At 57.6% G+C, this 13,700-nt stretch carries 12 protein-coding genes; 2 read left to right on the top strand and 10 right to left on the bottom strand.

The annotated features are described in order from the left end of the window. Positions 1 to 104: 104 nt before the first annotated feature. From DOLE_RS01985 to pncB, 7 genes are all read right to left on the bottom strand, one after another. Positions 105 to 1,748, bottom strand: a complete 1,644-nt coding sequence (locus DOLE_RS01985; protein ID WP_012173823.1) for a GH3 family domain-containing protein — start codon at positions 1,746 to 1,748, stop codon at positions 105 to 107. Between the two features lie 51 nt (positions 1,749 to 1,799). Continuing rightward, a complete protein-coding gene (locus DOLE_RS01980) occupies positions 1,800 to 2,645 on the bottom strand; it encodes a hypothetical protein (RefSeq protein ID WP_012173822.1) in 846 nt (281 codons plus the stop codon). 59 nt (positions 2,646 to 2,704) lie between these two features. Further along, entirely contained in the window at positions 2,705 to 5,212 is a 2,508-nt protein-coding gene (locus DOLE_RS01975) for an efflux RND transporter permease subunit (RefSeq protein WP_167320830.1), read from the bottom strand. Between the two features lie 909 nt (positions 5,213 to 6,121). Next, the gene (locus DOLE_RS01970) at positions 6,122 to 6,844 is read right to left on the bottom strand and encodes a biotin--[acetyl-CoA-carboxylase] ligase (RefSeq protein WP_012173820.1); all 723 of its coding nucleotides are present in this window, start codon (positions 6,842 to 6,844) and stop codon (positions 6,122 to 6,124) included. Beyond that, positions 6,841 to 7,059 (bottom strand): PLDc N-terminal domain-containing protein, encoded by a 219-nt coding sequence (locus DOLE_RS01965; protein WP_012173819.1) that lies wholly within the window; start codon positions 7,057 to 7,059, stop codon positions 6,841 to 6,843. Before DOLE_RS01965 ends, DOLE_RS01970 begins: the two co-directional genes overlap by 4 nt. A gap of 21 nt (positions 7,060 to 7,080) precedes the next feature. Then, on the bottom strand, positions 7,081 to 7,980 hold the full coding sequence (locus tag DOLE_RS01960) for a lytic murein transglycosylase (protein ID WP_012173818.1): 900 nt from the start codon (positions 7,978 to 7,980) through the stop codon (positions 7,081 to 7,083). A 91-nt stretch (positions 7,981 to 8,071) separates the two neighbouring features. Then, the gene (pncB, locus tag DOLE_RS01955; protein WP_012173817.1) at positions 8,072 to 9,274 is read right to left on the bottom strand and encodes a nicotinate phosphoribosyltransferase; all 1,203 of its coding nucleotides are present in this window, start codon (positions 9,272 to 9,274) and stop codon (positions 8,072 to 8,074) included. A 336-nt stretch (positions 9,275 to 9,610) separates the two neighbouring features. Here pncB and DOLE_RS01950 point away from each other — a divergent pair, with 336 nt between their 5' ends. Further along, entirely contained in the window at positions 9,611 to 9,793 is a 183-nt protein-coding gene (locus tag DOLE_RS01950) for a hypothetical protein (RefSeq protein ID WP_012173816.1), read from the top strand. A 289-nt stretch (positions 9,794 to 10,082) separates the two neighbouring features. Here the strand turns inward: DOLE_RS01950 and DOLE_RS01945 are convergent, their stop codons facing one another. Beyond that, on the bottom strand, positions 10,083 to 10,475 hold the full coding sequence (locus DOLE_RS01945; protein ID WP_012173815.1) for a hotdog fold thioesterase: 393 nt from the start codon (positions 10,473 to 10,475) through the stop codon (positions 10,083 to 10,085). A gap of 21 nt (positions 10,476 to 10,496) precedes the next feature. Then, complete coding sequence (locus tag DOLE_RS01940) at positions 10,497 to 10,790, bottom strand: Smr/MutS family protein (RefSeq protein ID WP_041280297.1); 294 nt, start codon at positions 10,788 to 10,790, stop codon at positions 10,497 to 10,499. Between the two features lie 202 nt (positions 10,791 to 10,992). Between DOLE_RS01940 and plsY the strand changes: the two genes are divergently transcribed. Further along, entirely contained in the window at positions 10,993 to 11,622 is a 630-nt protein-coding gene (plsY, locus tag DOLE_RS01935) for a glycerol-3-phosphate 1-O-acyltransferase PlsY (RefSeq protein ID WP_012173813.1), read from the top strand. Positions 11,623 to 11,944: 322 nt separating this feature from the next. On the opposite strand, the gene ispH is transcribed toward plsY, so the two are convergent. Continuing rightward, positions 11,945 to 13,678 (bottom strand): 4-hydroxy-3-methylbut-2-enyl diphosphate reductase, encoded by a 1,734-nt coding sequence (gene ispH, locus DOLE_RS01930; protein ID WP_012173812.1) that lies wholly within the window; start codon positions 13,676 to 13,678, stop codon positions 11,945 to 11,947. Positions 13,679 to 13,700: the final 22 nt, after the last annotated feature.

The following is a 13,700-nucleotide window of genomic DNA, read 5'->3' as shown; positions in this document are numbered from 1 at the left end:
TTCCCTTAAATAGTGTTGTCTGTTTTGTTCGGCTTATCTCCCGGTTAGCCACAGTAAACGGCTTGTATCCGTTTCAGTGCTAAACTGAAGAATATCCTTTCATTTTAATTCACCCGTGCGTCCACCGGCCCGGCAAAGGCATTGCACAGGGGGCCGGGAAGCGCGCAGTTCCACAGGACCACCGGCTCTATTTTCAGGTTGCCCGCCACCATGCCCCGGGCCGCGGCCCGGGACTGGTAAATCGCGGTTGCCGCCGGGGACACAACGCATTTCAGATGGGCCAGCTGGCCCAGGTCCCGGGCCAGGTTGTAGTGATAAATTCCGCGCAGTTCCTTTTCCGCCCGTTCAGCGATATCGCCGGCCGGGGCCGTTTCATCGCCTTCACACAGGAGCACGTATCCGTCGGTGGCGCCGGAATGGCTGCTGGGCACGGCCAGCAGGCTGACCGGCCGGACGCTGCTGTAGGTGTCCGATATCCTGTTCAGCACCCGGCCGGCCGCCTCAGGACTCATCTTTTCACCGACCAGGTCCACGCCGTCGGACCGGCCCAGGAAAAGAAAGCAGGGGCAGCTTTGCAGAAAACCGGTCACCTCCAGCCTGTCATGCAAAAGGTATCGCAGCAGGCCGGCGCCGGTGGTCAGCACCGGCTGGACGACCTGCCCCTTTTTCAGCTCCCACGCGTTCAGGATGTCGCCGGAATGCCAGTCCACAAACTCGTAAAAGTGACACTGGTAGGTCAATGGGTATTGGCCGTCAAAGGGCATGGAGACAATGCCCTCGGTGGCCAGCAGACCCTTTCCCTCCAGCACGGCAAAAGGAAACAGCTCTTTTATCTTGCTTGCCCATGGCGTTGAGGTCCACGTGTCCCAGGCGCTGATCACCCGAAGGCCCGGCCATAACCGGGAGAGGGTTTTGGGTGACAGCTCTGCTTCCCGGTTTGCCAGGATGTCGGCCCCGTGCCGCGAACGGGGGCACGGCAGGTAGGCCAGAGACTGCCGGGCCTCTCCCCAGGCGCCTGATGCCAGCACCGAGGCCATTTCCCGGCGATGGTCGGAAATCAGATCAAGCATGCTCAGCAGAAACGTGGGGCTCCACACGGATACCAGGGAGAGGTTTTCGGCCGCGCACAGATAGCAGGCGGTGGCAAACATGGAGGCTTCTGACGTGGGCGCGTGGGCCACGCTGTCCGGCACCGCCATGGTCAGAGACATGAACATCCGTTTCCACCAGGGCAGCAGCTTCAGATCGTCGTTGATGTTCGGGCTGATATGGCTGCGCAGCTCTGTTGGAATCCATGAAAGAGACCAGTAGTGAACCCCCTTTCGAATGCCGGGGTACTGCCGGTACATGCGGTAGATCATCGGTGAAATAAAAGCGTCCACCTGGGACAGGAACTGCCGGGTGTAGGGAATCCACTTAATGTCCGACGTGGAACCGCTGGTGGGCTGATACCGCTCGCAGGGGCTGGTGCTGAGAACCGGCTCCCCGGTCTTTTTCTGCCGCTCAATCTGTTTTTCCCAGTGGGCATACTCGGTCAGGGGGACTTTCGCCCGAAACCGCTCAATGGATTCCTCTCCGGTCAGGCCGTAATACCGGCCGGACGCAGACCCCCTGACGGCCCTGAGGATGGAAGCCAGTATGCGCTGCTGATGGGGCCGAATATCGGCCAGCCCCGATGTGTAGGTCCGGTATCCCTTTTGTGAAACCGCCATGGCGGCCTGGTGAGCGATGTTGGTAAGCATATCCATTGCGCGCCGTCCTCCCTGTTGTCAGCCCGTCTGTTTCATGCAGTTTTCGGGTTATGCCGCCTTTTTCTTTTTCTCCTGGTTCCGGTCCAATGCAGCCGTGCTCGGCAGGGTTGTCACTTTACCCCTGGCGGTCAGGCCGTCCCAGGTGCGGCGCAAAAACTTTTTGCAATAAGCAGTGATTGAATCAATGTCGATGGCGCCGATACAGGCCAGTTCAACGCCCTTTTGATTATCCGGATTCAACGATTCGTAGAACCGGATCTTGGGATATTTCTCCAGCATTTCAGGGGTGACCGGGGCCACATCGCTTTTGATGGTCTGATTTTCGTCCTTCCGGCCGAAGTCCACCCGCCCGGTTTCCGGGTCAAACTTGTCGCCATACATATGGCCGGCCACCAGATGGCAGATCTCTTTGAGCTTCTGGACCTTGGCATCGGTGCGTTCGTAATGGGGGTAGTGATGGACCATGTTGTTGGCGATGACCAGGTAGGTGCGAAAGCTCATGGAGATCATGAACCAGTAGGTGCTGAAGGGGTGTTTCATCATAAAACGGAGCAGAAATCCGTAGACCGTTGCGGCCATGGGGCTGTTGCCGGAGGCGTTGCGCTGCCAGTAGTCGCGGTGACACACCGTGTCGCCGCAGAAAAAAACATGGACATGACGTTTTTTATAGGGAAGTTTCATGAGCCGGATGTTGGCAAAGGCGATCAGCCGGCCGGTTTTTCGTTCCCGCCACAGAAAGGAACCGGTTTTGGCGCCAAGGTCCTGTTTAAAGGTGTCATAATCGGCGTTTTCATAATACTCGATAAACAGGCTGTGCATTTCACGGATCAGGTCTTCGGAAATCTTTTCCACCGGCACCAGGGCCGACACAATGGGTTTGGATTTAAACAGCATGTTCAGACTCCTTTGGTTTAGGGTTATTTCCGGCTGCCGGAAGGCCCGGAGCAACAAGGTCAATCATGCGTACCTGTTTTACGGTCCGGCGGTTCGTCCTTTTGAACCGGGACCGGTGTAATGATTTCATAATGGGGGACCGGCGGTTTTTTTGCCGTCAGCACCATCAGGGCCGGCGCCAGGATAAAGTCGGCTGCCAGGGCCAACACCAGCACCAGGGTCAGCAGCAGGCCGAAACGCACCATGTGCGGCATGGTGGCGGCGGTCAGGGCCAGAAACCCACCGGCCAGCACCAGCGTGGTGATCAGCAGGGCGCGGCCGGCGCCCAGGAGGGTGAGGCGGACCGCCGCCGCTGGATCCCCAACCCGGTCCAGGTGACGCCGAAAGTGGTGAATGAAATGCATGGTGTCGTCCACCACCAGGCCGATGGCGATGCTGCCGATCATCAGGACCGTCATGTCCAGGTGAATGTTTGCGGCCGCCAGGGCGCCCATCACCGCCAGAATGGGCAGCAGGTTGGGAAACATGGCCAGCAGCCCGATGCGGATATCGCCGGCCAGAAGCACCATCAGCACCGAGATAACCACCGCCGCCAGCAGGTAGCTCTGTTCCATGCTCGACAGGGTGGCCGGAAGGGTGCGGGCCAGGATCAGGGACATGCCGGTCAGGGAGGTGTCGGCATGGCCGGCAAAGGTGATTTCAAACACGCGCCGAATCTGTTCGCTGAGCCGATAAAGGCCCACGGAGTCGAGCCACGGTACCTTTATTGACACCCGCGTTTTGGAAAACGTCGTGTCCACCACGGGCTCCAGTTCGTCGCTGCCGCTGTTTTCAAACAGCAGCAGTTCCTGGGCCACCAGCCGGCGCTCTTCGGGAATGGTGTAAAATGCCGGGTCGTCGTTATGCAGGGCCTGGTTGATCTCCTTGACCACGTCGGTGAGGGAAAATATCTTGGCAACGGCAAATTCAGGTCCCATGGCGGCGCTTTCGGCTTTTACCTGCCGGGCCGCGTCATCGATTCTGCGCAGCTGGTCCGGTTCGTGAAGGCCGTTTTCCCGGTTTGTATCCACGATCACTTCAAAGGAGATGATGCCCCGAAGTTCCCGGTCGATGTAGACCATGTCGTGTTTGACCTGCATGCGGTCGGAAAAATAGTTGAGCACGTGGTCCACGTACCGCAGCCGGGGCAGCAGGGCCAGAGACAGGATCATAAGAAAGACGCCACCGGCAACAATCTTTTTCGGATGAGTCGTGGCAAACCGGGCAAGCCCGGAAAGGACCCGGTCCATGGCCCGGGAGTGTCCGGCCGATGCCCGGCCGGGCCTTAAGGGCAGCAGGGCCAGCAGGGGCGGCAGCAGGCAGATGGTATAGAAGAGGGCCATGAACACACCCACGGCGGAGAAAATCCCCATCTCGCCGATGGCCGATATCTCAGCAAAGGAAAAAGAGAGAAGCCCCGCCGCCGTGGTGAGGCTGGTCAGGAGAACAGGCAGGCCCGAGTGCCCCATGGCATGGGCGACAGCCTCCGCCCTGGATGCGCCGGGCCGGTATTCCCGGAAAAAAATAGTCAGCACATGAACCGAATCAGCCACGCCCACGCACAGGATGAAGACCGGCAGAATGGCGGTCATGATCTTGATCTTGACCCCTGCCATGGCCATAATGCCCAGGGCCGAAATGACAGATGCCGTTACCACAATAAGAGGAAGGCACACGCCTGAAACCCGGCGGAAAAGCAGCCCCATGGCCAGGGTGATCACCACCAGGGTATACAGGGCGCACCGGGTCATGTCCGTTGCCACGGCCCGGTTGAAAAGATCCACCACCACCGGGGAGCCGGAAAACCGGATTTGAAAATCCGGGGCCTGGTAACGGGGGATCAGTCGAGTCACGGCATCAACAATTTCACGGATTTCAGGTGCCCCGATAAACCGCTCTTCCGTATCAGACGCCCCTGACCCCGTTTTTCCAGCCGGGGCGTCGTCGGAGAATCCGGCCAGGACCTCGTCGTTTGATGCGGGCGCGCTGGCAATAACCGCATCGGTTTCAATGACAATGGCGGTCAGGTCGCCGTCTTCCGAGATCAAAAAATTCCGGTAGAAGGGGTTTTCCATGACCTGCTGTCGCAGCTGGCCCATGTCCATGGGTTCTTCGGGCCACGATTCCAGCAGTTCTCCCACATGGAGAAAGTCATTTTCTCCGGTGACATGGCGGGCCGTAACCAGGCTTTTGACCCGTTTGACATGGGGGACCGTCTCCTCGATCTCCCGGTGAAGGGCCTGGAGCCGGCCTAAAAATTCCGAAGAAAAGATGTTCGGGCCGGTGATACCCAGAATGATGTTGCGGTCCTGGCCGAAATCTTCCCGGAACCGGTCGTAGGCCAGGCGATAGGGATCGTCTGCGTGTAAAAGGGATTCCGAGGAGGTGTCAAAATCAAGGCGCGGCATCTGAAAAAGAAAAAATCCTGTCAGGGCCGCCAGCACCAGCAGGGTTACCCGTGGTCGGCGGTAAAGGGCCAGGGCCCATCGTTCAAAACCGGCTTCAATCGCTGCCTTTGCGGACTTCATGTGCATTTCGTTCCGTGAATAAACGTTTTTGTTGTACCGAAAACAGTTGCCGTCAGAAACGTAAACAGTGTTTCGGTCTTCTGGGGAGTAAGTGATAGGTCAGATATGGTCGCGGCACAATCGGGGAAACCCTGATTTTGCGCTTCCAAAACCCTGAAATGTGAAAACGGGGGGTAGGTGCCGCGTCGCCGGCCTGGCAAAGCATTATTTTATTGGTGTTTTTCGCTTGGAGGGAGGCCGTATGCCTGGTATGGCAGGCTGCTTTTTAACACGAAGACCACGAAGCACCCGAAGGCCATGAAGCGGCCCCTCCTTCGTCATCGCCGGTCCCGGATCGGAGTCCGGGATGACGGACCCGGCGATCCAGAATAAAAATGATTCAATGTTTTTTTAAATAAGGTAACAGGTCAATTTTATTCTGGATTGCCCAATCAAGTTGGGCAATGACGGGTGTGTGGTGATCATGTGGAACATGAAAGTTTGTTGAAACGTGGTCTGCCGTTTGAGTTGCCGCACTGGGGTGCGGCGCTCCCGGGGGTGCACGGTCGGCGTTTCTTTGTGGGAGTACGGCATACAGGTGCGTCTTATTCTTTAACGGGTGGCACGGGCCAAGGCCGAATGGCCTTGCCCGTGAGCGGCAGCACGGGCAAGCTGTCGCCTGGCCCGTGGCACCCATCAAAGGCATGGTGTTGGTGACGGGACAGACATCAATGAGAGTCTTCGCCCATTGCGGCGCAGCCGAGTGAGAAGAAATTTTTCGGGGAAAGCGAAAATGCTGTCTGAGCCACGCTGGAAGCGGGGCGAGTTCATTTTCGCGCCGAAAAATTCTTCGAGCGAGGGAAGCCGAAGGCCAAGCCGCGGGGCGCGGTTCTTTTGGTACTTTTCTTGCCGCCAAGAAAAGTACACGAATCAGCGGTGAAAGCAATCGCCGTAGCAGATTTCCCGAAGGTCGCCGTCACTCATGCGGACGAGCAGGGCGCCGCTTTCATTTACGTCCTCGGCAATGCCTGTTACGGTCTCCCGGGGCGTGACAACGGTTACCGGGCGGCCCAGGCTGACGGCAAGGGTTTTCCACTGCTGAATGACGGATGGCAGGCTGGTGTTTTGCAGCCCGGTCTTGAGCGCGCCTAAAAATTCGTCCAGCAGCCCCTCTCGGGAAAAAGTCGCGCCGGTTGCGGCCTTTATGGAGGTGGCCCCGGGCTCAAACCGGGCCGGGTCGTTATTGACATTGATGCCGATGCCGATGTTGACAAAGTCGATCCGGCTGCCGGTGGCCTGCATTTCGGAAAGCAGGCCGGCCAGCTTTTTTTCTTTTACAAGAATATCATTGGGCCACTTGACCCCGGCGTCGATGTCGCAGCACCGCCGTACTGTTTGGGCCAGGGTCAGGGAGGCCAGAAAGGTGAGTTTCAACCCGTCTGCGGCCGGCATATCAGGCTTTAACACAAGCGTCATGTAAAGCCCTCCCGGGTCGGAATGCCAGGTGCGGTCCATGCGGCCCCGGCCCCCGGTCTGGGTGTCGGCCACCACCACGGTAAAATGGGGGCACCCCTGAAGGGCCAGGTTCCGGGCCACATCCATGGTGGATTCGGTTGTGGCAAGGTGGTGAAGGGTGGCCTGCTGAATTTTCATGACGGGTCCGGGCCGGCCTTTGGGGGCGTGCTTTTCGGCCGGCCGATGACCAGGTAGATGAGCCAGCCCACAAAGGGAATAAAGGCGACAAAACCCCAGGCGGCCTTTTTTTCAATGCCGCCGAAGTCCCGGCCGGCCACATCGATCAAGGCCCAGCAGGTGAGCAGCCAGGCAAGCAGGCCGACAGCAATGATGGTGATGGTTATCGGGCTCATGGTTGAATCTTTCCGGGTTTGTCAGGAGGGTCCGGCCTTGAGCCGTTCGCGTATCTTCAATACGGTTTCGGCGTAAGGCCGGCTGTAGTTGTAGTTGAGCAGGACCTTGTAGGCGGCCTGGTGGTCCAGGCCCGGTTTCCATCCGTGGTGGGCGAGAAAGGAGGCCACGCTGAAGATGGCGTCCGGATGGGTGAACAGGTCTACCCGGCCGTCATTGTCGCCGTCCACGCCCAGTTTGAGAATGTTGCTGGGCATGAACTGGGAGATTCCCATGGCCCCTGCATAAGAGCTTTTCAGGGACACGGGATTCTCAATGTTTTCTTTTTCCACATAGGCCAGAAACGCCTTGAGTTCGTTGTACGCCCACTTGGATTTGTCCCGCACCCGCTTGTTATAGGCCTCTGGTGTGAAGGTCGTGGTCTTTTCGATGGACTGCCAGAACTCCGCCTCCATGGCCGGGTCGGCAAGGGAGGCCATGGAAGAGAGAATGTTAAAGGCCGGCCGGGTGCCAAGGTAGGCGCCGAACCGGGTTTCCACCAGAAGAATGGCGGTTATCACCTCTTTGTCCACGGTGTAGGTGTTCTGGGCCGCTGTCAGCCAACGGCCCTGGGCCTGCAGGTATTCCCGGGCCCGGTTCAGGGAAGCGGTTTTTAAAAACTGGTCGTAATTCAGCTTTGATTCACTGTGGTGAAAAAACAGGGCTGTGCCGGCCTGCTCAAAGGCCACATCCGGATGAGTGTAATACCGCCGCAGAACCTGGCCGTCAAACCCGTCTTTTTCCAGTTTTGCGCAAAGCCGGTCAAAGGGCGCGGCAGTCTCAAAATCGACATAAACCGGCGGAGCCGGCGGGGCCGTACACCCCGCAACCCCCAGCAACAGGGCCGGCAGCAGAAGCTGTAATATAAAAGAAAAAAAACGCATAAATCGATTGCTTTAAAGTGGGACAGGGGTAAAACAGAACCGGCCCGGCGGTTTTCAAGTGGCCGGGGCGACGCTGCAGCCAGCGGGTGAATCAGGTGTCAATGTGAAACACATCCTTGAGGGCGGCCAGGTGCCGGGGATCATCGCACCGGGTTTTGCCGGCGTCGTCGCCGATGCTGCCCACGGGGCCGCCGTTGCACTCCACCATGTTGAAACTGATATCCAGGGGCGGTATGCCCAGGTCGTGCATCAGGTCCCGGCCGATGCCGGCCGTGATATCGATCATCTCGCTTAAGGTTTCATGAATTTCAATGGCGGTTTCAAAGTTCATGTCGTCGCAGAACATGGCGGTCTTGGTTTTGGGATCAATGCCCAGCTTGTCGTAATGCTCAATCAGCTTGACGCACCAGGAAGTGGGGTCTCCGCTGTTGTGCTGGCACCCGTCAAAGAGCTTGGCCAGGTAGAGGTCAAAATCCCGGAGAAAGGCGTTGAACCCCACCACGTCGGAGAGGCAGATGCCCGGCTCACCGTGGTATTCGGCGATCCAGTCACGCAGCGCGGTCTTCTGGCTCAGCTGCAGCCGGGTACCAAGCTGCTGGTAGGCCATCAGCCATTCATGGTTCATGGTGCCCATGGGGGCCAGCTTGTGCTTCATGGCAAAGTAGGGGTTGCTGGTACCCACAAACAGGTAGGAACGAAGTTGTTTTTTGAGCTTTTCAATCACCACGCCCTGCCAGTAATGGGAATACCGGAAACAGGTGCCGATGTCCGCGAACTTGAACCCCGAAAGCTGGCCGGTTTTTAAAAGCGTGGTAAGGTACTCGATCTTCTTGGCCAGGCGCTGTTCCCCGGTGTCCAGCGTGTCTTCCACGCTGTGAAACCCTTTTTCGTTGATGCTCTGGTACTTGGAGTAGATCTCGCTGACAATGGTCAGCACGGGAACGGAAAAGAAAATCGTGGAAATCCAGGGGCCCTTGATTTCGATCTGCAGACGGCGGTTGTTGTCGATCTCGGCGGTGATGTATTTCCGGTTCAGCTGCACCAGCCGCAGGTATTCAATAAAATCTTTTTTAAAGACATTCAGGGAGTCGAGGTAGTCGAGCTCATCGTCCTTGAACCGCAGGGTGCACAGGTGGTCAATCTCCTGGTTGATTTCCTGTATATGGCCTATTTTTTTCTTGTTTTTGGATTCAAACCGGTAGCGGACAATCACATCCGGATGCATGTGGAGAACAATCTGGGCCATGGTGAGCTTTGAAAACTCAGTATCCAGCAGACTGTTGATGATCGTCATTCATTTCCTCCGGCACACCCCGGCCCTGTATGGCGCCCCAAACAGGCGGCCCGCGCCTGTCGGGTATTTTATTCATATAAACAAAACTATATAACCAACCCGGCACTTTTTGTCAACGATACTTTTAAAAGCGTCTGCCCGGATGTCTTGGGGCCTGATCGCCGCCCCCGGCATGTGCGGCCAACCCGGATATTGGATGCTGTGTCTGATATGAATATGCACGCGGTCTGAAAAATTTCATGAAATCTGCGGGGCAAACCACAACATGCTGTATGTTTTTTTTCTTGACATACAATTTTTAACGGGTTATGTCATCCAAAAAGCACTCAAACAGCCATGTATCGCTACGAAATCATTAACGAAGAGGGGCGCGCCGAAGGGATTGAACTGCTGTCGCTGATGTACGGCGCCCTGTGGGAGTCCACGCTGAACCGGCTTTCCCATGATTGTGACGGCTGGCTGCTCACCCTTTTTCTGGAAGGCCGCCGTTACTACATCTACCGTCTCCTTCCGTCCTGACGGCTTCGTAAAAAGCCCAATTTCTGTGTTGCGCTGCATCCCTCGTCACTGCGGCGTACACTCAGTACCCCCCATTCCTCGGAATTTGCGCGCCTTGAACTTGAACTTTTTACGAAGCCGTCTGTTTTAATTTTTTACAATGGCATCCGCCTGGACGTCGTACGAAGCTCAACCCCTGCCTTGATGTTTCTTCCTGTTTTGTCTTCGCAGCCCGGTGCATCTGAGCCCGGATATTTCACGATATGATATAAAAACAGCAAAGGTCGAAAAATTTTATGAAATATCCGGGTCAGGGGGTTTTGCGAAAAGCCGTGCCCTGCATGAAGGCCACCGTGTCCTGGTTCTGGTTGAAGACCGAAATGGCATAGGTGCCGATCTTTCGGCTTAAGGCGATCTCTTTGGCCTCGGCGGTAAGCTCGTCCCCGGCCCTGGCCGCCTTGAAATAGGACATGGTGATGTTGATGGCCACGGCGTCCACGCCATGGGAGTTGGAAGCCGCGGCAAAGGCGTAGTCGGCCAGGGTAAAAACAGCACCGCCGTGGCCCAGGTCCAGGCCGTTTAAGTGCCGTGGCTCCACTGTCATCCGGGTTTTGGCGTATCCCGCTGACACCGTGACCAGCTCAATGCCGATCTCTTTTACAAACCGGTCTTTATTGACCGCCGAAATAATGGGCGTTTCCATTTTTCCTCCTGCCGCGTTGATTCAGGTGTGCCGTATGTCAGGCGATACTTTTTTTATCTCCACGATGGTCGCGCCCCAGCCGCCGGCTTCAGGCGGGGCTTCGTGAAACCGGTCCACCAATGCGTTTTTAGCCAGGGCCGCCCACACCCGTTTTTTAAGAACGCCGGTGCCCTTGCCGTGCACCACCCGTATGGAAAAAATGCCGGCCTTTTGGCACTCGGCCAGGTAGTCTTTCAGCAGGTCGCCCACCTCTGAGGGGGCAAAGGTGTGCAGGTCCAATGTGTCTGTGATGGGTACGACAACGGGTTCGTTCATGGTGCGGGCAAGGCCTCCCGTCGGTGTATAAACCGGCGTATGACTCGGCACAGGTCTCGACCCCGATCCCGATAGCGATTTCGATTTGGATAAAGCGTCGTCACTGTCAGGTTCCCTGGTGATGAAAACCGGTTTTTGAATGATAACGATCCATGGTATAAACTGATCCATACACCAACCAGGACGAAAAGAACAGACCATCATGGACGGACAAACCATTCTAAAAATTTTTTTGTGTACTGCGGGGGCCTTTGTGCTGGGCTCCGTTCCGGTGGGCCTGGTTTTGACAAAACTTTTTTCTTCAAAAGATATTCGGACCCAGGGCAGCGGCAACATCGGGGCCACCAACGTGGCCCGGGTGGCAGGTGCGCGGCTGGGACTGATCACGCTGGCCCTTGATCTTTTAAAGGGTGCGCTTCCGGTGGCCGCAGCCGGCCTGATGGTGCCGTCGACCGGGGAGCCGGCCATGGCCCTTGCCGGCCTGGCCGCGGTGGCAGGCCACTGCTATCCCGTTTTTTCAGGGTTTACCGGCGGCGGCAAAGGGGTGGCCACGGCCTGCGGCGTGTTCCTGGTGGCAGCTCCCTGGGCCTGCCTGGTCGCACTGGTGGTGTTTCTGGCGGCAGTAGCAGGATTTAAGCGGGTCTCGCTGGGGTCCATTCTTGCGGCCCTGTCGCTGCCGGCCGGCACATGGTTTTTTTACGGCACAGGTCCGGTTGCGGCCGCGGCCGCGACCGTCGGCCTGCTGGTGGTCGCAAGGCACCGGGCCAATATCTCCCGACTGCTGGCCGGAACAGAACCCCCGTTTTTCAAAAAACCCGGCCAGGACCGATAGAAAGACCGTTGCATCAAAATCGCTATCGGGATCGAAATGGACTCCGATCTCCAACCTCGACAACGATTTCGATTGAAATGCGGGCCGCAGGCGGGTTCCATATGCTGGCCCGACCACGTGCTTAAAAATGTCATTGCGCGGTGAAACAATCGTGAACATACATGGGTCATTGCGATCCCGCCAAGGCGGGACAGGGCCGCGAAGCAATCTTGTTCAGAGACGAAGGGGATTGCTTCGTCGCGTTGCTCCTCGCAATGACGTGGGGGTCGCTTTGGCGCCTCGCAAAGACGAGGGATGCAGCGCAACACAGAAATTGGGGCTTTTACAAAGCCGTCATCATGGTCCAGGTTAGGGCCAGTAAGCCCGCCAGCACAAACTGGCTCTCCACCAGGAATTCCAGCACCAGGCCGCTCTGCAGGGTGTCCCGCTGGTAAAGGGCCAGCAGCATGTAACCGGTGACCGGCAGCACCAGCAGCAGGTATCCCAGGCTTGACACCACGCCCAGCAGCGTGGCCGCCAGCAGAAAAAGAAAAAGTCCGGCCAGCATCTGTTTTAAAAACCGCAGTGCCCGGTCGGCCCCCATGAGAACAGGAAGGGTCTCCTTGCCCGCGATTCTGTCTCCCTGCATGTCGATCAGGTCAAAAAAGGCGGACCGGACAAACACGATGCCGGCCAGCCACAGGGCCGTAAACATGGAGGAGAAGTTGAGCGAATCGGTGGCCGCCGCGGGAAACGCGCACACCGCCACGCCCCAGGCCGCGGAGATCAGCAGGGTCTTGGAACCGGGAATGTCCTTGATGCGGCGGAAGGGAATGGCGGTAACGCCTTTGGGCACCAGGTAAAGATTGTAGGAAAGCCCCAGGCCGCTCATCACCAGAAGCATCAAAAAGGGGAAAACACCCAGGGAAAAAGCCACTGCCAGGCCCAGCCCCCCCGCCCCCACGGCCAGCAGGGCCAGAACGGTCATGTTTTTGTCGTAAAAGGCGGCCCGGTAGGGGTCGTTGTAGTGATCCTCGGCAATGCCGGTGAGTCGGTTCAAGGTATGCATGGAAAAGATATAGAGCATGGCGATGAGGATGTGGGGAGCAAAATGCTCGCCCTGCCGCAGCAGGGAGGCACTGTAGCAGAGCAGGCCGGCACCGATGGCCAGGTAGATGTTGGTGAGCAACAGCAGCCGCTGGGCGGAAAAAAGCGTGCGGGCCAGCGGCCCCTTTGAGCGAAACCGGGCCGCCTCCAGCTCGCGATAGATTTTCTTGATGATCCAGTTGGGTGTGGAGGCCCCGGCGGTGATGCCGATGTGGTCGGATTTGGCCAGGGCGTTCGTGTCCAGCTCTTCGCTGGTCTCCACATGGAACACCGGGTGTCCGCTTTTTTTTGAAACCTGAGCCAGGCGCTGGGTGTTGCCGCTGTTGTAGCCTCCCACCACGACCATGGCATCGGTTTGTCTGGCCAGGGCCTCGGTTTCCGCCTGCCGATTTTTCGTGGAGGGACAGATGGTGTTGAACACCTGGTAGTGGGGATGGTGGGCCGCGGCCCATGCGCCGACCTCGTCAAAAAGCCGGGTGCTCTGGGTGGTCTGGGCCACGATGATGGCCTTTTCAAAGGCGGGCAGGGCCTTTAACGCTTCCAGGCTGTCGGCCACAACCCCCCTGTCGCCGGCATATCCCAGCAGGCCCACCACCTCGGGGTGGTCTTTGTCGCCGATGATGATGACGGCGCACCCTTCGGCCGCATTTCTGGAGATGATGGTCTGGACCTTTACCACCCGGGGACAGGTGGCGTCAATGACGGTAAAGCCGGCCGCCTCCAGTTTTTCCCGGGTCCGGGGCGGAACCCCGTGGGCCCGGATCAGCACAATGCCGTTTCCCTGTTCGGGAATGGTCTCCATGACTGAAATCTTTTTTTCAGCCAGAAGCCGCAGCACCTGGGGGTTGTGAATCAGGGGACCGAAGGTGTAAATCGGTTCGGTGTACCGGTTGGAGGCGTCCAGCACCATGTCCACGGCCCGGCGCACCCCCATGCAGAAACCGGATGTTTTTGCGATAGATACCTTCATTGAAAAACAACACTCTGATTTT

Origin of the sequence: Desulfosudis oleivorans Hxd3 (assembly GCF_000018405.1) — a bacterium.
Classification (GTDB): Bacteria; Desulfobacterota; Desulfobacteria; order Desulfobacterales; family Desulfosudaceae; genus Desulfosudis; species Desulfosudis oleivorans.
This window is presented reverse-complemented; position numbering and strand designations above follow the sequence as displayed.

What these genes read in the sequence shown, in the direction of transcription:
- DOLE_RS01950 (WP_012173816.1), top strand. Translation starts at nt 9,611, where the DNA reads ATGTATCGCTACGAAATCATTAACGAAGAGGGGCGCGCCGAAGGGATT.
- DOLE_RS01965 (WP_012173819.1), bottom strand. Translation starts at nt 7,059, where the DNA reads ATGAGCCCGATAACCATCACCATCATTGCTGTCGGCCTGCTTGCCTGG.
- pncB (WP_012173817.1), bottom strand. Translation starts at nt 9,274, where the DNA reads ATGACGATCATCAACAGTCTGCTGGATACTGAGTTTTCAAAGCTCACC.
- DOLE_RS01970 (WP_012173820.1), bottom strand. Translation starts at nt 6,844, where the DNA reads ATGAAAATTCAGCAGGCCACCCTTCACCACCTTGCCACAACCGAATCC.
- DOLE_RS01940 (WP_041280297.1), bottom strand. Translation starts at nt 10,790, where the DNA reads ATGAACGAACCCGTTGTCGTACCCATCACAGACACATTGGACCTGCAC.
- DOLE_RS01945 (WP_012173815.1), bottom strand. Translation starts at nt 10,475, where the DNA reads ATGGAAACGCCCATTATTTCGGCGGTCAATAAAGACCGGTTTGTAAAA.
- DOLE_RS01975 (WP_167320830.1), bottom strand. Translation starts at nt 5,212, where the DNA reads ATGAAGTCCGCAAAGGCAGCGATTGAAGCCGGTTTTGAACGATGGGCC.
- DOLE_RS01985 (WP_012173823.1), bottom strand. Translation starts at nt 1,748, where the DNA reads ATGGATATGCTTACCAACATCGCTCACCAGGCCGCCATGGCGGTTTCA.
- ispH (WP_012173812.1), bottom strand. Translation starts at nt 13,678, where the DNA reads ATGAAGGTATCTATCGCAAAAACATCCGGTTTCTGCATGGGGGTGCGC.
- plsY (WP_012173813.1), top strand. Translation starts at nt 10,993, where the DNA reads ATGGACGGACAAACCATTCTAAAAATTTTTTTGTGTACTGCGGGGGCC.
- DOLE_RS01980 (WP_012173822.1), bottom strand. Translation starts at nt 2,645, where the DNA reads ATGCTGTTTAAATCCAAACCCATTGTGTCGGCCCTGGTGCCGGTGGAA.
- DOLE_RS01960 (WP_012173818.1), bottom strand. Translation starts at nt 7,980, where the DNA reads ATGCGTTTTTTTTCTTTTATATTACAGCTTCTGCTGCCGGCCCTGTTG.